Annotated in this window: 5 protein-coding genes; 1 reads left to right on the top strand and 4 read right to left on the bottom strand. The window is 61.6% G+C overall.

The genetic code is table 11. From position 1 onward, the window contains the following. Nucleotides 1-73: 73 nt before the first annotated feature. Nucleotides 74-16,021, bottom strand: a complete 15,948-nt coding sequence (locus ULB03_RS23300) for a hypothetical protein (protein WP_322485472.1) — start codon at nucleotides 16,019-16,021, stop codon at nucleotides 74-76. Between ULB03_RS23300 and ULB03_RS23295 the strand changes: the two genes are divergently transcribed. Continuing rightward, on the top strand, nucleotides 15,998-16,486 hold the full coding sequence (locus tag ULB03_RS23295) for a hypothetical protein (protein WP_322485471.1): 489 nt from the start codon (nucleotides 15,998-16,000) through the stop codon (nucleotides 16,484-16,486). The genes ULB03_RS23300 and ULB03_RS23295 overlap by 24 nt on opposite strands. A 1,829-nt stretch (nucleotides 16,487-18,315) precedes the next feature. Here the strand turns inward: ULB03_RS23295 and ULB03_RS23290 are convergent. The 3 genes from ULB03_RS23290 to ULB03_RS23280 are packed head-to-tail and all read right to left on the bottom strand — an operon-like array spanning nucleotide 18,316 to nucleotide 19,808. Beyond that, nucleotides 18,316-18,699, bottom strand: coding sequence for a hypothetical protein (locus ULB03_RS23290; RefSeq protein ID WP_322485470.1), 384 nt, complete (start codon nucleotides 18,697-18,699; stop codon nucleotides 18,316-18,318). Between the two features lie 36 nt (nucleotides 18,700-18,735). Then, nucleotides 18,736-19,227, bottom strand: coding sequence for a toxin-activating lysine-acyltransferase (locus ULB03_RS23285; RefSeq protein WP_322485469.1), 492 nt, complete (start codon nucleotides 19,225-19,227; stop codon nucleotides 18,736-18,738). Continuing rightward, a complete protein-coding gene (locus ULB03_RS23280; RefSeq protein WP_322485468.1) occupies nucleotides 19,218-19,808 on the bottom strand; it encodes an SEL1-like repeat protein in 591 nt (196 codons plus the stop codon). The genes ULB03_RS23285 and ULB03_RS23280 overlap by 10 nt, the downstream gene beginning before the upstream one ends. Nucleotides 19,809-19,810: the final 2 nt, after the last annotated feature.

Raw genomic sequence — 19,810 nt, 5'->3', positions numbered from 1 at the left:
TGCCAAGCCCGGCGGCGGGAATGCCGCCAGCCGGACTATCAAGCAATCGTGTCACACTATAGCGTGATCGGGATCAATGTGCCGCCGCCAGTTGCTGCTGTTGCTGCGTATCGTTGGCTGGACTTGAGATCGTCATCGACGTTCCCGATCCGCTGTCGCCGCTGAAACTGGCCATCGCCTGGATCAACTTCTGGGTCGCGTCGTTCACGCTGTAGGCGAGGGCCACCGCCGCCATGGCGCCGGTGGAGCCGTCCGCTCGGGTGAAGCCGCCGTCGCCAAGGATGGTGTTGCCATTATCGTCACGATTGGCCGTCGTCTCCTGCAAGCTCAGCGATGCGATCCCCAACTGGTCTAGCGTAACCAAGTCCGAGCTGTTGAACACCCCCTGCCCCGTTGGGTCCACCCAAACCTTCAGGCTGGACCAAGCGGCATCATGGGCATCCAGCATCCCGTCGTGATTGCTGTCCAGCTGGGCCAGCTGGCTGTAGCCGGCCACGAAGTCCTTATCCTGCGTCACCGTGCCCTTGTTGGCGGGATCATAGACCAGCACGCCTTCACCTGCGGTGACCCACCCCGTCTTCTGGGTGGTGCCGACATTCGCCATGTCAAAATTGACCGTTGAACCGTCCAGGCCGACGGTCGTTACCGCTCGCCCCTGCAAGTTCAGGACAATGGGGTCGTGATCATAGACCCAACTGATGGCTGGACCATTGGCGCCATTACCATATCCGGGCCCTGTCCAGAACTGAACCTGTGCACTCGTACTACCGTTTGCCGTGTTATTATTACCGTGGACGTTGACGTTAACGCCATCAGCCTCATTGATCGTATTCCCACTTCCGTAGACCGAGAATGAGGCGTCTTTCGCTGTATTAATCGTGCCATTGGAAATGGTTACCTTGCCGCCGGAAATCACACCCATCGCCGCACCTGAGCCATAAACGGCAACGACGGAGTTGACGGCATTAATATAGTTGTTGCCATTCAAGTTATTGACGGCAACGTTCGTTCCATAAACGCCAGCATAAGAATTGCTGTTGCTTACCATATTAATGGTGGCGTTGTTTGAAAACACATTGCCGCTAAAGCCGCTCGCCAAGTTGATATTGCCGCCATCGCCATAGAGGGAGACGCCAGTACCCGTTAAGTAGATCGTGTTTCCAGTACCGGTCACCGTCACCGTATCATTGGCGTTGACATAAATGGTGTTGTTGTTGCCGTTAACCGTGCCACCTGTGTAAGCGTTGAAGGTGATGGTTGAACCCGTGGCGTTCATGGTGTTCCCGGTACCGCTGGCCAGGGTTAAATTAACGCCACTGGCCAAGGCCATGGTGTCGTTGTTGCCGTAGAAGGTAACACCAGCATTGGCGAGGATATTGAAATCCGCCCCATTGGCGGACACGGCATTGCCCGTCCCGCTCAACCAAGATGACCCACCGGTGCCGTTAATGTTCAGGTTATTGTTGTTGCCATATACGGCAATAAAATCGTTGGTGCCGGCAACAACGTGGTTACTATCGCCGGTGACGTCCAAATGGGCATCATCGGTCTCAGTCACCGACGCACCCGACATATAGAACCAATTTCCGGTCCCCCACTTGCCGTTACCGCCGGCCTGTATCGTAAGACCGCCGCCGCCGTGGACGGTATTGCCGCTACCCACCACGCTGAAATTGTTATTGGCACCGGTCGTTATCGAGTTATTGGAGCCGTTGAGGGTGGTGCGGTTGTTATTCCCCACATTGTCTTGTGTGGCCAGTTGGCTATTCGACATCGTGATCGTGTTGCCCTGGGCGCCCGAGATCAGCCCGATATAGCTGCTATTGCCCATGGTTATGTTGTTGTTGGAGCCCACAACATTGAAATTGTTGCTGGCGCCGGTCGTCACGGTGTCGCTGGAACCATACAGCGTATTACCGGCGCTATTGCCGACATTGTCCTGGGTCGCCAAACGGCCATTGGACATGGTGATGGATGTGCCCTGATCGCCAGAAATCAGGCCCAGGTAGCCACCATTGCCCATGGAGATGTTGTTGTTGGAGCCGACAACAGTGAAATTGTTGTTCGCGCCAGCGGTGACGGTATTATTGGACCCGTTCAGAGTGTTACCCGCACCGTTCCCCACATTGTCCTGGGTCACCAAGCGCCCGCTGGACATGGTGATGTATATATTCTGATCCCCAGCGATGAGCCCAACATAACTGCCGTTGCCCATTCTGATACCGTCATTGGATCCGACGATATTGAAACTGTTGTTGGCGCCAGCCTGCAGGGTGTTGCCATTCCCGTAGAGTGTCAGGCCGGCGCCGTTGCCCACGTTGTCCTGTGTATCCACCCAGGCACCGGAGCCGTAGATGGCGTCCCCCTGGCTGCCCGAAAGCAGCCTCATGTACCCTTTTGAATTGATCGTATTGTAATTACCGGAAACAACGAACGCGCTGTTTGCCCCCTCATTCAGCGTATTGTTGGAACCGTTCAGGGTGATGCCCGAGGAATTTCCCGTATTGTCTTGGGCGGTGACGGTACCGCTGGACATATTGATCGTCATCCCCTGAACACCACCGTTCAGATTCAGGGTGTCCGATCCCGCATTAACAGTACCGCCGGAGCCCGTGACGGTTTCGGTCAAATTGCCGGCGGTGACATTGGCGGTGCCACCGGATTGGAAGTTCAGATTATGGCCCCCGCCATTCACCCAGACGACGGAATTGCCATTCATGCTGACGGTATCGTTGCTGCCGTTCACCGTCACCTGGCCGCCATTCCAGGCCCCAATGGTGTCCCCGGTGGCGTTCGCCGTGTTGCCGGTGCCGAAGAAGCCGATGTTGTCCCCGCTGTTCGCCCGCAAGTTCACCGTATTGCCATTGCCAAACAGGCTGGTCGACCAGATACCGCCGGCTGTATTGATCGTATCATTGTTGGCATTGATACTGTTGCCGCCGCCCGTCAGAGTGATGGTCAGACCGTTGGCAATATTGAATGTCCCACTGGACATGGTGACAGTAGCATTACCGTTCACGTTCATCGTGTTGCCACTGCCGCTGGCAACCGTAATGTCGGCGCCGGCCGCAATCGTCAGGTTATTGTTATTGCCGTAGAAAGTGGCGCCGGTATTGGCAAGGATGTTGAAGCCGGCGCCAGAGGCGGAGATGGCGTTGCCGGTGCCACTCAGCCAGGACTGGCCACCGGAGCCGTTGATGGTTACGCTATTGTTGTTGCCGTAGACGGCGATGAAGTCATTGGTGCCGGCGACCACGTGGTTGCCATCGCCAAGAACATCCAGATGGGCATTATCCAACTCGGTTACCGTGGCGCTGGACATGTGCAGCCAGCTTCCCGTGCCCCACTGCCCGTTGCCGCCAAACCGTACCGTCTCGCCATTCACACCATAGACAGTATCAGTGTCACCGCTAAGGTTGAGAGCGTCGCCCCCGGCATTCAGCCAGATGGTGTTGCCGCCGCCGTTCACCGTCTCCGTCTTGCCGCCGCTGCCATTGATCGTGATGCCGGAACCGCCCGCGTTGACCGTGTCCCCGGTGCCCGTGATCGTGACGTTGGAATTGGCGTTCATGTTGACGGTGTCGCTTGTGCCATTCACCGTCACTTGGGCGCCGTTGATGACGCTGATGACGTCATTCGAGGCGTTGATGTTGCTGCCGGTTCCGCTGGCGACCGTGATGGTGTCACCGGAGTTGTTCCGCAAATTCACTGTATTGTAGTTACCATTCAGTGTTGCGTTCGTTATGCCGCTGGAATTGATGGTGTCATTGCTGGCATTAATGACATCACCACTTCCTGACATAGCCAACGTATAGCCGCTAGCCGTCACATTGACTGTGCCGCTGCTGATCGAGAAGTTGGTGCCAGTGCCATAGATGGTCAACACATCGCCCGTGCCAATGATGGTCGCGGAGGCGCTGGCCAGCATGCTGATATTGTTGCTATTGGCCGTTACAGTATTCGCGGCGCCGGACAACTGAACATAAGAACCACTTCCCGTGATCGTTATGGCATTACTGTTGCCATAGATCCCGTTGCTATCAGTGCTTCCCACCGTCACCGCATTCCCATCGCCATGCACATCAACATGGGATCCGCTGGAGATGGTGATCGTGCTGCCGGCCAGCCAAAGCACGTCCTGAGTGCCATTTTGCCCGTTGCCGCCCACCGTCACTACCTGGCTGCCGCCGCTGGTCACTGTATCGTTACCGCCGGTCAACACCAGGGTGTCGCCAGATGTGGCCAATGACACAGTATTCCCATCGCCATTAACCAACTCAGTGTGGCTGGCCGCACCGGTGAAAATCACGGTTGAGCCCGAGGCGTAAACCGCGTCTTTATTGCCGCCGAGGGTGACGACGGACCCGGCCGCCACGATGCTCACGGTGTCGCTGTCGCCATTGATGGTGGCCGTGTTGCTGGTGCTCACGGCGGCGGTGATGAAGACGGTTTCACTGCTGACGGTGGCGATGTTGCCCGTGCCGCTCATCCACACGTGACCGCTGCCGCCCGTTACCGTCAGGGTGTTGCTATTGCCATAGGTGGCAATGTCATCGTTGCTGCCAGCCGTCACCTGGTTGCTGTCACCGAAGATATCGGTATGCGCATTGTCAGCCTCGGCGATGGCGGCGCCTGACATTCGAACGGTGTTCAGGGTTCCGCCCAGGCCGTTGCCACCGATCCGCAGTACCTCCCCCGTACCGCCCGTGACGGTTTCGCCGGAGCCGGTCACCGTGACATTGGCATTGTTCGCGAGGTTCACCGTGCCGCTGTTCTGGTTGATGACGTGCCCGGTGCCGCTGACGTTCAGCACATCGCCCGAGGGCGTCACGGTGACGGTGGCATAGCTGCCGCCGATGGTTTCCGTCAGCCCGGCAGCCCCTGTCACCATAAGCGTGACCACGCTGTTGCTGGTGCCCGAGGCAGTGATGGTGTTGTTACCACCCGTCACCGTCAGCATAGCCCCCGCGCCCGCGGCGACCGTATTACCCGTGCCGTTGAGCGTGGCGGTGCTGGACGCCGCCAGGTTGATAGTGCTGTTGCTGGCGGTGACGGTATTGGCCGTGCCGCTCAGGTTCAGCGTGTCGCCCGTGCCATTGGCCGTTGTCAGGATGATGGTGGCGTGATTTCCCGTCACCGTCTCCATCAGGCCAGCAGCCCCAACCGTCAGGGTGGCGCCTGTGCCCGAGGCGGTATCGTAGTTCGTCGTGATGGTGTCGTTGCCGCCGATGACCGTGCCGCTGGAACCCGCCGCCAAGATCACCGCGTTGTTGCCGCCGTTGACCGTGACGCTGCCGCCGGTCACCGAGGCGGTGCCGTTGCTCATCACCAGGCTCTGGTTGCTGCCGCTGATCGAGATGGTGTCGCCGGTCGCCGTCGACAGGACGGTCACCACGCCATTCTGCCCGCTGACCGTTTCCACCAATTGCGAGGCGTTGATCGCCAGGGTGGCATAGGTCAGTGCCACTGTGTCATTGGACCCGGTCAGCGTGGCCGAAGGGTTGCTGCCGGACAGGGAACTGCCGTTCAGCGTCAAGCTGTTGCCACTCCCCGTCGCCACCACGGCGGCGGCGTTGCTCAAGGTCAGCCGATTGGCGTTGCCGTTCACCGTGGCCGAGGCGGCGTTCGTCAGGGTCACGGTATCACCGCCACCGTTCACGGTGACGTTCGTGCCGGAGATGGCCAGGGTGTCGCTGGCGGCCGTGACGCCGATGGTGGCGCCGGTGATCGTGGTAACACCCGCGTTGGCCGCCAGCGAGACGGTCTGGCCAGTGCCGCTGATGGTGCCGCCGGCCCCCGACTGAACGGCCACGGTGTTGCCGGAACCCTGGATGATGTTACCGCTGCCGGCTGAAAGGGTGATGGTATCCTGCATGCCGGACACCGTATTCCCGCTGCCGCTGACGAGGACGGTCTGCCCCGTCGCCGTCAGGCTGGCGGTGGCGTTGCTGGCGCTGAGGCTGACCAGCAAACCCGAGGTGCCGCCGACCATCAGCGTACCGCCATTGCCGGCCACCGTATCACCGGTGGCCGTGATGGTGGCGGTGGCGCCACCGGCCAGGGTGACAGCGTTGCTCATGCCGTTGACGGTGACGCTGTCGCCGCTGGACAGACTAACGGCGTTACCGTTGGTCGTACCGCCACCATTGTTGATAACCGCCGTGGCGTTAGCCTGCACCAGGATCGTTTCGCCATTACCATTGACCACCTGCCCGGTACCATTGAGCCAGACGGTGTTGCCGGTGGGCGTGACGTTGATGATTCCGTTGCTTCCGCCCACAGTGGCCGACTGCCCCGCCGGGCCAGCAATCGTCAAGGTGGCGCTGGTCAGTATCGCCGTATCGCCCGTGCCGGTGATCGTCATCGACGAGCCGGCGGCAGCCGTCAAGTAATCGGTATTTCCGTTGATGGTCGCGTTGGCATTGGCAAAGGCGACGACACTGTTGTTGCTGGCCGTGACGACACTACCCGAACCCTTCAGGTAGACGTTGCCGCCGGTTCCCGTCACCGTGACGAGGTTATTGTTGCCGTAGGCGGCGATGTCGTCCCCCACCCCGGCCGTGATTTGGTTGCCGTCACCGAAGACATCGACATGGGAATGATCAATCTCGGTGATTTTGGCGCCTGACAGATTGACCGTGTCCACGGTCCAGGCCACTTGGTTGCCACCAACGGTCAGCGTATCACCCGCCGCACCGTTGACGGTCATGCCGGCGCCGATCAGGGTCGCGGAGGCATTGGCGGCAAGGTTGAGCACGCCACTGCTCTGAGTGACGGTGTTTCCCGTGCCACTCAGAGTCAGGGTATCGGCGGTGGTCGTCACCGTGATGACATCATTGCTGCCGGTGACCGTCCCTACCAAGCTGGAAGTACCGGCAAAGCTGATGGCGGCGCCGCTGCCCAGCACCACGTCATTGCTGCCGGTCAGCGTAACGCTTGCCCCGCCGGCAATGGACACCGTGTCGCCGCTGCCATTGAGGGTGGCATTGGCACCGGCATTGACCGTGACGGTTTCGGAATTGACTGTGACCATGCTGCCCGTTCCACTGATCCAAACGTTCCCACCGGCGCCAGTGACCGACAGAGTGTTGTTGTTGCCGTTGATCCAGACGTTGTCGCTGTTGCCGGCCGTCACCCGGTTGTTGCTGCCGTAGACATCGCCCCGCGCGTTATCGAGCAGTTGGACCGCGGCGCCGGACAGGAACAGCGTGTTGTCCGTGCCGTACATGCCGTTGCCGCCGAGCCGCAGGGTATCGCCCGTGCCGCCGGTGATCGTGTTGCCGCCGCCCAAAACCGTCGCGCCGGCGTTGTTCGCCAGCGCCACGGAGCCGCTGTTCAGGGACAAGGTGTGGCCGCTGCCACTGAGGCTGACGACATCTCCAGCCGTGGCGTTGATGATGCCGTTGCTGCCGCCCACGGTGGCGGTGTGGCCTGCCGTGCCGGCGATGGTGACGCGCGAACCGGCGACGGTGATCAAATCCTTGTCACCCGTCACCGTGAAGACGCTGGCGGCGCCTCCCGTCAACGTGTTGGCATCACCCGCCGCGATCAGGGTGTTGATGCCGGTGAGGGTATCCGCAAGAGTGGCGCTGGCGGCAGCGGCCGAGCCCAGCGTGCCCGCCAGGTTGATGGCCATGCCGGCGGCGGTATAATTAGCGATTACTTGGCCACCGTTCGCTTCAAGCGTATTCCCCTGACCATTTGATATCAAGGTCGTGAGGTCGGCGCCGGCAATAAGAGTTTCAGCCCTGCCCGCCGCCGTCAATGTATAGGTGTACCCAGTCTCATCTACAGGGGCGCTGGCAACGGAACCTGTGCCGGAAATCACAGCCGCCTTGAGGCCGACCAGGATATCGGAAACTCCGGATCCCGAAATCTCCGCGTAGCCACCACTGATAAGGCTGCCTAGGGCGACGATCATATGATCGGCGGCATAACTGGCCACTGCGGTGCCAGCGTCACTGGCAAGAAGCATACTGCCATTACCATTGCCGATCATGACGGCGCTACCAGCGTCCTCGATCAGGGTGGATGCCGCGCTACCGGCGATCAGCGTGTCGTTGACACCGGTACTGGTAAGCGTGGCGGCGACACTGCCGCCGATCAGCGTGTCGTTCGCGCCGGAAACCCAGATGGCCTCGATGCCCGACAAAGTGCCGACCTGGGAGGTGCCATTGACTGTCGAGGTGTTGGTCTGCAGGTTGATGGTCATATTGCCGGATTGATAACCGGCGACAATGCCAACTCCGCCATTGCTGACCAGCGTGTTGGAGCCGCCGTTGGCGATCAGCGTCGTGGCGCCGATGCCGATGCTGGACATCAACGTGTCGTTGTAGCCGGTAGCCATCAATGTGTTCAGGCCTAGATTGGCCAGCACCGTGGCATTATTTCCGGTAACCAGGACATTGTTGATGCCGTAAAGGACATCGCCGCCGGCATTGCCATTCAACGTGGCTTGTTCCGGCGTCGCCAAAAGGTCGACCGAGACGTTATCGGCGCTGTAGACGGCAATTGCCGTTGCGCCACTGGCGCCGGCGCTAAGCGTGTTGCCCAACCCGTTGGATACCAGGGACGTGACGGCCCCGTTACCACCACCGGCGATCAGGGTGTTGTGAATGCCGGTGGCGATCAGGGTAGTGACCCCGGCCCCACCCGTCAGGGTGCCGTTGTTGCCTGAGGTGGATACGGCCGTGATCCCCACAAGCATGTCGCTGACGCTGGCGCCATTCACCTTGGCCGTGCCAGTGGCTAGGTTGACCGCTAGGTTGTTGGCGGCATAGGAAACGAGTGCCTGACCGGCGCCGGCCGCCTGCATCGTGTTGCCATTGCCGGTAGCCACGAAAGTGGCATTCCCGCCAGTGACCATCAGTGTCTCGCCAGCCGCACCCGCGACCACCGTATCGTTGGCCCCCGAAACGGCGACGGCTGTGATACCGACCAGGGTATCCGCAACGCTGCCACCATTCACCCCCGCCGTACCGTTGGCCAGATTTACGGTCAAATTGGCCCGAGCGTAGCTAGCAGTCACGGCGCCACCCGCCGCCTGGAGCGTGCTGCCCGCGGCGTTGCCGATCAGCGAGACGCTGCCAGCCGTACTTTTCAATAGGGCGCGGCCGCTGCCCGCGATCAAGGTGTTGCCGGTCCCACTGGACAGCAGCGTGCCGGCGTTGGCCGTGGCGGTCACGCTGTTCCCGGTCACGGTGGCGACGGCACCGTTCGAGACCGTGACCCCGTCACCATTCCCGTTCAGGATGGCACTGCCGCCGGTGACGAAAATACTGTCGCCGCTGCCGGTCAAGGTCTGGTTGGCGCCACTGATATAGAGGGTGTCGTTGCTGAAGTTTACCGTGGTGGCGCCGCCGCTGCCGGCGATGGTGTTGGTGAGGCCTGCGCTGCCGCCGACAATCAGGCTGGCCCCGGCGACCAGGGTGACGAGGTTACCGCCCCCCGTCAGCGTGGCGCTGGCGCCGCTGGCGATGGACAACTGGTCATTGCCGCCATTCAGCTTCAGGCTGCCGCCGCTGGCCAGGGTGATGACGTTGTTGTAGCCCGTCAGCGTCTGGGCGCCGCTGATGAACAGAACGTCGCCGCTGACGCTGATGGTGTTGCCACTACCGGCGATGGTCTGGGTCAGGCCCGCCGCGCCGCCGATATTGAGAGCCGCCGAGGTGCCGGTGATGATATTGCCGCCACCGTTGACCTGGGCGGTGGTGCCCGTCTGCAAGGTCAGGGCATTGGCACCGCCGTTGATCGTGGCGTTGCCACCCGTCAGCGTTATGGTGTCGTTGCTGGCCGCCAGGGTCTGGTTAGTACCGCTGACACTGAGGGTGTCGTTACCGAAACCAACGTTCGTCAGGCCACCACTGCCGGCGATGGTTTCAACGAAGCCGGCCACGCCGCCCACCGTCACGGAAGCGTTGGTCAGCGTCAGGACGTTGCCGCTACCGCTCAACAATGCGCTCGCGCCAGCGGCCAGGGTCACCTGGTGATTGCCACCGTTCAGCTTGATGTCGGTGCCGGCCCCCACATTTATGGTGTCGTAGAAACCGGTCAGGGTCTGAGCGGACCCGTTCAGGTTGATAACGTCGTTGCCCTGATTCACCGTGATGGTGTTGCCGCTGCCACCGATGGTCGCCGTAAGGCCCGAGGCACCCGCCACCGTCAGTGCGACGCCCGACGCGGTCACCACGTCGTTCGACCCGCCCAGCGTGGCGCTGGCGCCGCTGGCCACGGTCACGGCGTGGCCCGTGCCGTTCAGCAGCGCGCTGCCCGACGCCACGGTGATGAGGTCGCTGGTGCCGCTGAAGGTCTGGTTGGCGCCGGTCAGAGTGATAACGGAGCCGACGTTGGCAACGGAGACGGTGTTGCCGCTGCCGCCCACGCTCAGGGTCTGCGGGCCCGCGCCGATATAGACCAAACCGGCATTGCTGGCCGTCACAGCGTTATTGCCGCTGGTCATGGCCAGGGTGGCCCCGGCGCTGACGGTCACGGTGTTGCCGCTGCCGTCCAGGGTGGCATTGCCGCTGGTGATGGCGACCACGCCACCGCCCATGGTCAGCGTCTGGTTGGCGCCGCTGGCGCTGATCGTGTCACCGGTGGTGCTGGCGGTCAGATGGCCACCGCTGCCGGTCAGGACTTCGCTCAGGTTCGCGGTCTGGATCAGGACCGCGCCGCCACCGCTGGCGGTGACGGTATCGCCCGAGCCATTCAGCAGGGCCGAGGCCCCCGCCGCCAAGGTGACCACATGGCCGGTGCCGTTCAGCGTGGCGCCGGCGTTGGCGCCCAGGCTGATGATGTCACCGCTGCCGCTGAGGGTCAGCCCGCCGGACGCGGCAACGGACAGGACGTGCCCACTGGCGCTGACCGACTGGCCGGGACCGCTGAGTGCCAGAGTGTCGCGCGCGGACGCCGTGCCGGCGGTGGCGACGCTGATGAGGCCGCCGCTCCCGCCGATGCTCTCCGCCAGGCCCAAGGCACCGGCCACCACCACCGTGGCGCCGGGGCTGGTGACCGTGACCGTATCGCCCCCGCCCGTCAGGGTGGCCGTGGCGCCCGCGGCCAGGGTCAGCTGGTCGCCGCTGCCGGTGGCGATCACCGTCGTGCCGGCGAAGCCGGTGATGAGGTTGCCGTTGCCGTTGACCGTCGCCACCTCGGCGCTGCCGCTGGCCAAGGTGACCGAGGTGGCAGCGCCATTGACGGTGGCGGTGCCGCCGGTCAGTTGCAGCACGCCCGCGCCCATGGTCACGGTTTGCGCCGCACCGCTGACCGTCAGCGTGTCCGCGGCGGAGGTGACGGCGATGACGTCATGGTCACCGGTGATGGAGGCCGCCAGGGTGCCCGCACCGGCCACCGTCACGCTGGCGCCGCCGATGGCCGTGACCATGTCGCCCGTGCCGATCAGCGTGGCCGAGGTGCCCGCCGCCATGACGACCGCATCGCCGGAACCGCCGATGACGGCCTGGGTGGACCCGCCGCCCGTCAGGCTGACGGTGCCGCTGGTCATGATCAAGGACTGGCTGGCGCCGCTGAGGCTGATGGTGTCGCCGGCCGCCTGCACGCTGATGGTACTGGTGCCGCCGCCTATGGTCTCGGCCACGCCACCCGCCCCGGCGATGGTGACGGTGGAACCGGTGGTCGTCACCTTCTCGTTGGCGCCGGTCAGCGTCAAGCTACCGCCACCGGTCACGGTGACCGTGTTGCCGGCACCCACGACGGATGCCTGGACCGCCCCCGCCACCGCCAGGGTGTCGCCCACGGCGTTGATGACATGGCCCGTGCCCGCGGTGACCGTCACGTTGTCCGTGCTGCTGGACCGCAGGTTGAGGGTGGAGGCGGTGCCGGCCAGGGTCGCGGCCAGCAGGCCGGTCGAAATCAGCGTGCCGGTGCCGGTGATGGTGTCATTGCTGCCGCCCAGGGTCATGCCCACGCCCGAGGCCGCCAGGCTGACGGTGGCGCTGGAGACGGTGGCGGTGGCGTTGATGCCGTTCATCACCACGGTATCGGCCGTGCCGGTGATGACCGCCTGGGAATTGGCCTGCAGAGTGATGCGGCTGGCGTGGGCCGTGACCGCCTCCCCCGTGCCGTTCAGGATGATGACCGTGCCATCGCCCAGGTTGATGGTGTCGTTGTTGCCGTTGAGGGTGACGGCGGTGGTGTTGCCGACATTCACCTGGGTGGCGATGGTACCGCCCGACATGTTGACCACGTCGTTCTGGCTGCCGGTGTAGAGGCCGACATAGCCGCTGACCTGGGTGATGGTGTCGTTGCTGCCGGTGACATTGACGGCGTTGTTGGCGCCGCCCGTCACCGTGTCGTTGTTGCCGGTCAGGGCATAAGCCGAGGTGTTGCCCACGTTGGCCTGGGCGACCACGGTGCTGCCCCCCAGCGCCAACACGTCGCCCTGGTCACCGGATAGCAGGGTAACCGTCTCACCACTGCCATTGATGGTGTCACTGTTCCCGGAGAGCATCAGCGTATTGCCGGTGCCCAGGTTGACGACATCGCTGGACCCAATCAGCGTCGTGGCGGTGGTGGTTCCCACGGCGACCTGGGTCGCCAGCATGCCGCCGGACAAGGTGACGATATTGCCCTGGCTACCGGCGATAAGGCCGACATAGCCGGCCACGTTCAGGGTATTGCCGCTGCCGCTGACGTTCAGGCTGTCACCCGCGCCGCCGGTCAGCGTGTTGTTGTTGCCGATCAGGGAGTAGAAGGCGCTGTTCCCCACGTTGGCCTGGGCCACCACCGTGCCGCCCGTCAGGTAAAGCGCATCCGCCTGGCTGCCCGACAGCAGCGTGACCGCTTCGCCCGCGCCGCTGCCGTTGATGGTGTCGCTGTTGCCGGACAGCACCAAGCCGTTGCCGGTGCCCAGGTTGACCGTGTCGTTGGACCCGAACAGCGTCGTGGCCGTGGTGGTGCCCACGGTGGCGCCGGTCACCAGGGTACCGCCGGACAGGGTGACGACGTCGCCCTGGTCGCCCGACAGCAGGGTCAGCGTGCCGCTGGGCATGATGACGGTGTCGCCGCTGCCCGCCAGGGTCAGGACGTCGGTGGCGGAGGTGACGGTCAGGGTATCAGCGCTGCCGGTGATGGTTTCCGTCTGGCTGGCGGCCCCCGCCAGGGTCAAGGCCAAACCGGTGGTGGTGAGGCTGACGCTGTTGCCGCTGCCGATCAGGGTGTCGCCGGACCCGCTGAGGGTCACGGCCCCGCCCGCCATGGACAGGGTGTCGCCGCCGCCCGCCAGGGTCAGGGTGGCCCCGGCGGGCAGCACCGTGATGGCGTCGCCGCTGGCGGTGACGCGCTGTACCTGGTTCGCGGCCCCGGCCACGGTGAAGGCCAGGCCGGCACCCACCAGGCTGGTGGTGTCGTTGGTCCCCACCAGCGTGTCGCCCGAGCCGGTGACCACCGCCGTGCCGTTGTTCATGGTCAGGGAGGCGCCGGTGCTGCCCAGGCTGATGGTGTCGCCGTCCGCCGTGACGGAGATGGCGCCGCCCGTGCCGCCGATGGTTTCCACCAGGCCGGTGGCCCCGGCCACGGTCAGGGTGGCGGAGGTCATCGTCAGGGCGTCGCCGCTGCCGGTGATCGTGGCGTTCACATATTTGCTGCCCAATGTCACCGTATGGCCGGTGCCGTTGATCGTGGTGGTGGTTACATCCCCACCCCGGAAACTAAGGAGGTCACCGTCGCCGTTTACGACGATGGTACCCGTGCCCTCCATCAACGTCCCGCCGGACATGTTGAAGATTCGCGTGGCGCTGGGTGATGACATCCCTCTATTGTCCAGGTAAGCGCCTGTTGACAAAACTGTGAACGTACCGGAACCACCATTCGCGGCAATTGCCGCTCTCTGGCCCGGCCCGCCTGCGAGAGTATAATTGGCCTGAACTGTCCAAATGCTATCGTTGTTACCGGTCAGCGTGATATTGGCGCCGGGCACGCCTGTGATGTCTCCATTGTTACCAGTGTAGATAAGGGTGCTGATGCCGACCAACGTGTCCGATACACTGCTACCCGTAACACCCGCCGTGCCATTACGAAGATCAATCGTCATCCCGTCGGCGTTGTATTCCGCCACGGCGGTGCCGCCGGCTGCCATCAGGGTATTGCCCAGGCCGTTGCCCACCAGGGTGGCGTTGCCGCCCACGCTTTCCAGGGTGGCGCCGCTGCCCACGGCGATCAGGGTATTGTTGGCGCCGTTGGACAGGATGGGGTCGCCAGCCGTGCCGGCGGTCACCACGTCGTTGCTGGCGTTCAGGTAGATCGTGTCGGCCACCGACTGCGCCGCCACGGTGCTGCCGCTGCCGGTGATGGTTTCCACCGCACCGGGGGCGGTGGCCACGGTCACGGCGGCGTTGACGGCGTTGAGCGTGTTGTTGCCGCCGATCAGGGTGATGCTGCTGCCCGCCCCGGCCAACAGCGTGTCGCCGCTGGCGGTGACGGCCAGGGTGGCGCCGGCGGTGGCCAGGCTGACGGTGGCGCCGCTGCCGGCCAGGGTGTCGCTCTGCCCCGACGCCACGGCCAGGGTGGCGGTGATGCCCGTGGCGGTAACGGTGGTGCCGCCGCCGTTCAGCGTCAGCGCGGTGCCGTTGGCCAGGCTGACGGCGTCGTTGGAACCGGTCAGCGCCACGCTGCCGCCGGCGACCGTCAGGCTGCCGTTGCTCTCCGCCACCCGCACGCCGTTGCCGTTGACGGTCAGAGTGCCGCCCGTGCCCGGCAGGGTGATGGCGTCGCCGTCGCCCAGGATGGTGGCGGTGGCGCCGGGTTGCAGGGTGACCGTGGCGTTGCTGGCCGCCAGCGTCGCCCCGGCCTGGTACAGGGAGATGACGTTGGTGCCGTCATCGTTCGTCGTCGTCTGGCGCAGGACGTTGCCCGCGCTGTCCATCTCCTGGGTGGTGGAGGCCCAGGAATACTGGTTGCTCACATCGAAGACGGTGCTGAAGCTGGACCCATCCGCCCGCTTGCCGGTGCGGCTCACCTCATGGTTGTTCGCATCGAAGTTCTGCTGAACCACGGTATAGGCGGGGTTGTCATAGATCAGGACCTTGTGGGTGCCGTCCTGGTTGAACAGGTAATCCGCCCGAACGGCATTGGCCGCGTTGTAGAACACCATCTCCGTCGTAAAGCCGGTGGCGTCGGTGAAGCTGACATAGCCCGTGCCGTCGGCCACGGTGCCATAGGCGGCGGTGACGGCCGACGCCCCGCTGCCCACCTTGATGGTGGATAGCTTGGAATAATCATTGGCGAACCACCCCTGCACCGCGATGCGGGTGGCGCCATCGGCGCTGGTGATCACCAGATCGTTGCCGGTGTGGGCGAAGGCGAACTGGTTGGCGGCGGTGCCGTCCTCGATGTCCAGTTCACTGGTCGGCGTGTTGGTGCCGGACACGCCGTTGACGACGGTCAGGCTGCCCCAGGCGTTCATCTGATAGACGTCGCCGCCGCCATTGCCGATCAGCGTGTCGGTGCCGCCACCGGCCAACAGGGTATCGGCATTGGCGCTGCCGTCCAGCACGTCGTCGCCCACGCCGCCGGACAGGGTGGTCTGGTTGGGCAGTAGGTAGGTGTCCCCCGCCACGCCCATGCCGGCCATGTCGCCGTCATTGAAGGTGCCTGGCTCCCCCGGGATGGTCGTGGGCCGGCTGGCGGCGATGCCGGCGGCGATATTGCCGTAATAGGCCGCCAGCGAGGCCGCGACCCGCGTCGTGCCCACGTCAATCTCGCTCAGCCGCGCGAAGCTGTCGGCATACCAGCCCGACACCGTGACCTGGTCCCCGGCCGTGCCGTCCTTGATCACCAGGTCCACGCCCTGGCGCATATAGGTGATGCTGCCGGCATTGAGCATCGCCAGCGTGCCGCGCTGCTCGTTATCGATGGAAATGCCGTTGTCGACGGTGACGAAGCCGTCGCCGGTGCCATAGCTGTAGGTGTCATCCCCACCGCCACCGATCAGCACCTTCTGATTGGTGGTCGCGCGCAGGTTGTCCTTCCAGGTGCCACCTTGGATGCTGGTGCCGAGGCCCATTTCGGCGGCGATGGCGAGTTCTGTGACCCAACCGGCGGCGAAATCGGAATTGGGGTTTGCCGCGATGAGCGCATTAATCATATTCTGGTTATTGATATACGTCTCATAATCCTGCGCGACCTGCATATCGCCAGCGAGTGTCTGGACACTGGGATTCGAAGCGGAGCGCAATGTCTCATCAATAGCGCGCTCAATATAAACATCACCATTGCTGAACTGCATTGTGGCGAGCTGGTGCATGACAGCATAGTCTGTCAACGATGTGGTGCTCGCGTAGGCAACACTATCCGCACCCGTATTGGGGTTATAGGAGTCCTTACCCTGGTAAACACCAACAGAGAATTCGTGGCCGGAATTAACCAAAGTTCCGCCCACGGTCTGAACGACTTCATTCAGTTCCGCCGCAACGCTGGTGCCGTAAGCGACAGCGGTCTTATCATACTGGCCCCCTTGGGGGGACTTTAGACCGTCCGGGGTGAACTTCCCATTTTCATACTTCACAGTCTCTAGGCTGTAAGGCTCTGGGCCCGCGAACAAACTTCCCAATAATTCACCAGCGATAAAGCCAATGAAAGCGCCGGCAAACGGAATAAATACGTTCCCAAATGCCTGGATACCAATACCCAAAGCATCTGCTATGGCATTACTAACCACCTCAACCGCTGTACCTTCCAATAAGCCGGTGGTCGCGGCAATCGTGCCGAGCGTCGCTCCAAGCTGGGCGCCAATGGCTGCTTCCTTGGAGTCTGGAGACAATATCAGCCCCGCCAGCTCACTCCCCAAGAAGGAACCAATGGCCCCAGAGAATCCTCCAGATATCTCATGTCCCTGAGCGTCATAAATCGGATTCCATTGCAGTCCCGCGCTGAAATCGGAGACATTTCCTTTCAAAATATTGCCGGCGATAGTGCTAATGACAAAAGAGCTGCTGGTGTTCACCAGCTTTCCACCAAACGAATTTGGATCAATACCCAGAGCATTGACCAGGTCTCCGCTCAAGAATCCGCCTAAAGCACCTGCACCAGCGCCTTCCAAATTGCTGAATAGCTGCCCATCAAATCCTTTAAAAGAATTCCCCAATTCCTCAGCGATGTTAAATGAATTGCCTGCCGCCGTCGCAGCCCTAATGGCACTTGCCAGATCTCCTGTCAACGTTCCAAGGGCAGCACTAGCTCCAATTTGGGCAAACGGGTTGTCACCAGCAAGAGTATTACCAAGAGAAGAACCAAAAGCTTGACCAAGAGCAGAAAAAGCCGCAATATTAGATAAATTATCCCCCTTTCCTTGCTGATCCAGCTTGGTCATAAATTCACTGACAACACCTAGAGGAACCGCATCAATATTTTCCACGCGCCCGTATTGGTTGCCAAATGACATTCCCGATAAGGACCCGTCCGCCGAGAAATCGGACTTTGTAAAAGAAATTCCGTCCGGCTGATAATTGGTGACGGACGTATATGTACCGCCATCCGACATGTCATTTACTTCAATTGCCGTATCCTTTCGGGATATAGCTTTGCTTGCATCCATACCAGGGAATGCGTCTTTTGGTATGTAAACAGTATTTCCTGGGCCAATAGCAAAAGGGTTCCCATCCGCTAAAGGGGATACACTTCGAAACAAATAAATTGTATTCTCATCCTGAATCATATTGGTCTGCGGATCGGCATGATAGGCGACCTGTCTATAAGCGTAACCAGGCTCATAATACGAGCGCCCCATCTGATACATAACCGAGTTTTCGAAATATGTAACAGCATCCATAGTTCCAGGTATATGACCAGAACCATCCGGAGAGTCTGGAACAAGACCAAATAATAAATGCGCTATTTCGTGAGCTATAGTGCTTTGTATAGTTAATTGTGTATCAATATCTTCAACACTACTTCCATGATATGGAATCTTCAACAACTGATCACCGCTAGACGACACAAAGTTCATCGTCGTGCCAGCCGGAAGATTCATAAGAGTTTGAATATCGAGTTGTATATTATAGTCGCCAAACATTGACGGCATTTTTGTTTTGCCCAGAGTAAAACTACTACCGTCAAAATTTGGATTCAGATTAACGTCCCCAATATATATATCGGATGAGCTATTATTAACAATTCTCGTTATGGCCTCCCTAAAAAGCTGAGATCCACTCGCCAATCCATTCAGCGCCTGAATTATGCCGTCAGTATACACCTGATTAGCGCCCGGGTTGACCTTTATCTTTCCGGCGAAAATTGGATCTAGATCAGCCATTCTACCATTTCCCTCTTTGTAGCTTTTATATTTATTATTACATAACCCTACTTAACAATTGTAACTGCACAGCCATAAATCTCCATCATCATCATCTTAATAGAAGAACCAAATGACATTGCATTATATTTTCCATTTTCTTTCGAAAATTCAAATATCTTCCTGGAAATATCCCCAACTTTTTGGTCTTTTTTAATACAAATACCCTTCGACCCCCCAATACTAAGCGCAGGCGCGTTGAATTCTATGTCATATATCGCCACAACCGCACCATTTAAATCATTGAAACATGATTCATTACTACACGCCCTAAGCCAATCACCAAAACTATATGACGGAATACTTCTAACATCAGAAAAATATTCTTGCGGAATTGCGGAAGAGCTATAAAATGAAATAAAAGATAGCGTTACAATCGATAATACGCGCATATTTCACCTATATATTCCAGAGACAAAGAAGAACTTTTACCTTAAATGCACCACCTTCCGCTCTCCCGTCTTGGGATCGGTCTGCTGCAGCTTGAAGGTCTTGCCCTTCAACGCCGTCTGGCGCAGATCGTCCAGCATACGGGGGGCGAGCAGGTTCTCGGCGGTGGCCGTCGGCGCCACCAGGTCGATGATCCAGCAGCGGTCACCGGACTTCCAATCGGCCACCTGAGGGCGTTCGCCGGCGGTCAGGCGGGCTTCGGCCTCTTCCGAGAGGTAGCCCCAGGTGACGACGCCCACGGGCTTGGCGCCGTCGCGGTAGATGCGTACCTGTTCCGCCAGCAGGGGCGGCATGACCAGCCATTCCAGGTCCGCCAGCTTCAGGTGGCGGTGCAGCGGCGACTGGGTCAGCAGCCACACGATCTCCCCGAACAGGTGGCTGACCGTGTGCGGCACGGGCGGCGGAGGCGTGTCCGTTGCGGCGGTCGCGGCTCCCCCCGGGGCGGTATCGGTCGGCATCATCACATCCATGGTTGGGTTCCTTTGCGCCCGCACTCTATCAACACTTTGGCCACCGCCGCATCCCGGGGCACGCCCCGCCCCTGGGCATACAGGGCGCCCAGTTCCAGCAGGGCCACCGGGTCGCCGCCGGACAGCACGGTGCGGTTCAGCGGCACGGTGTAGCTGGGCTGCTTGCCCACCGCCGGCGCCACGATGAACTGCGTCGTCGTCGTCTCCACCACCGCGGCGGCCCGCGTCCAGGCCAGGGCCTTGGCCGGGTCGGCGGGCACGCCCCGGCCGGCGCGGTAGCGTTCGCCCAGCACGCGGGCCACGACGCGGCCGCCTGGGCCGTCCCCCGGGCCGACGCCGTTGTCCTTGGCCAGCCCCTCCAGCGCCGCCACGTCCAGCCGGTCATAGGCCGTCGATGGCGTCACAGGGCCGGTGGGCGCCGGGCAGGACAGCGCCAGCAGCGGATCAGCCGGTACCCCACCGCAGGCCGACAGGGCGCCGGCCAGCAACAGGACCGCCAGTCCCGAGACTGGCAGTGCCCGGACTGGCCGTGCCGGGGCCGGCGGGGTGGGCGCGCGTGCGGGGATGGGGCGGTCGGGCATGC

It is taken from the genome of Nitrospirillum goiasense, assembly GCF_034427435.1.
Classification (GTDB): domain Bacteria; phylum Pseudomonadota; class Alphaproteobacteria; order Azospirillales; family Azospirillaceae; genus Nitrospirillum.
The sequence above is the reverse complement of the archived record's forward strand: the minus strand, read 5'-3'. Positions and strand labels throughout refer to the sequence as shown.

What these genes read in the sequence shown, in the direction of transcription:
- ULB03_RS23300 (WP_322485472.1), bottom strand. Translation starts at nt 16,021, where the DNA reads ATGGGCCTCGGCACCAGCATCCAAGGTGGCACCTGGAAGGACAACCTG.
- ULB03_RS23290 (WP_322485470.1), bottom strand. Translation starts at nt 18,699, where the DNA reads ATGCGCGTATTATCGATTGTAACGCTATCTTTTATTTCATTTTATAGC.
- ULB03_RS23285 (WP_322485469.1), bottom strand. Translation starts at nt 19,227, where the DNA reads ATGGATGTGATGATGCCGACCGATACCGCCCCGGGGGGAGCCGCGACC.
- ULB03_RS23280 (WP_322485468.1), bottom strand. Translation starts at nt 19,808, where the DNA reads ATGCCCGACCGCCCCATCCCCGCACGCGCGCCCACCCCGCCGGCCCCG.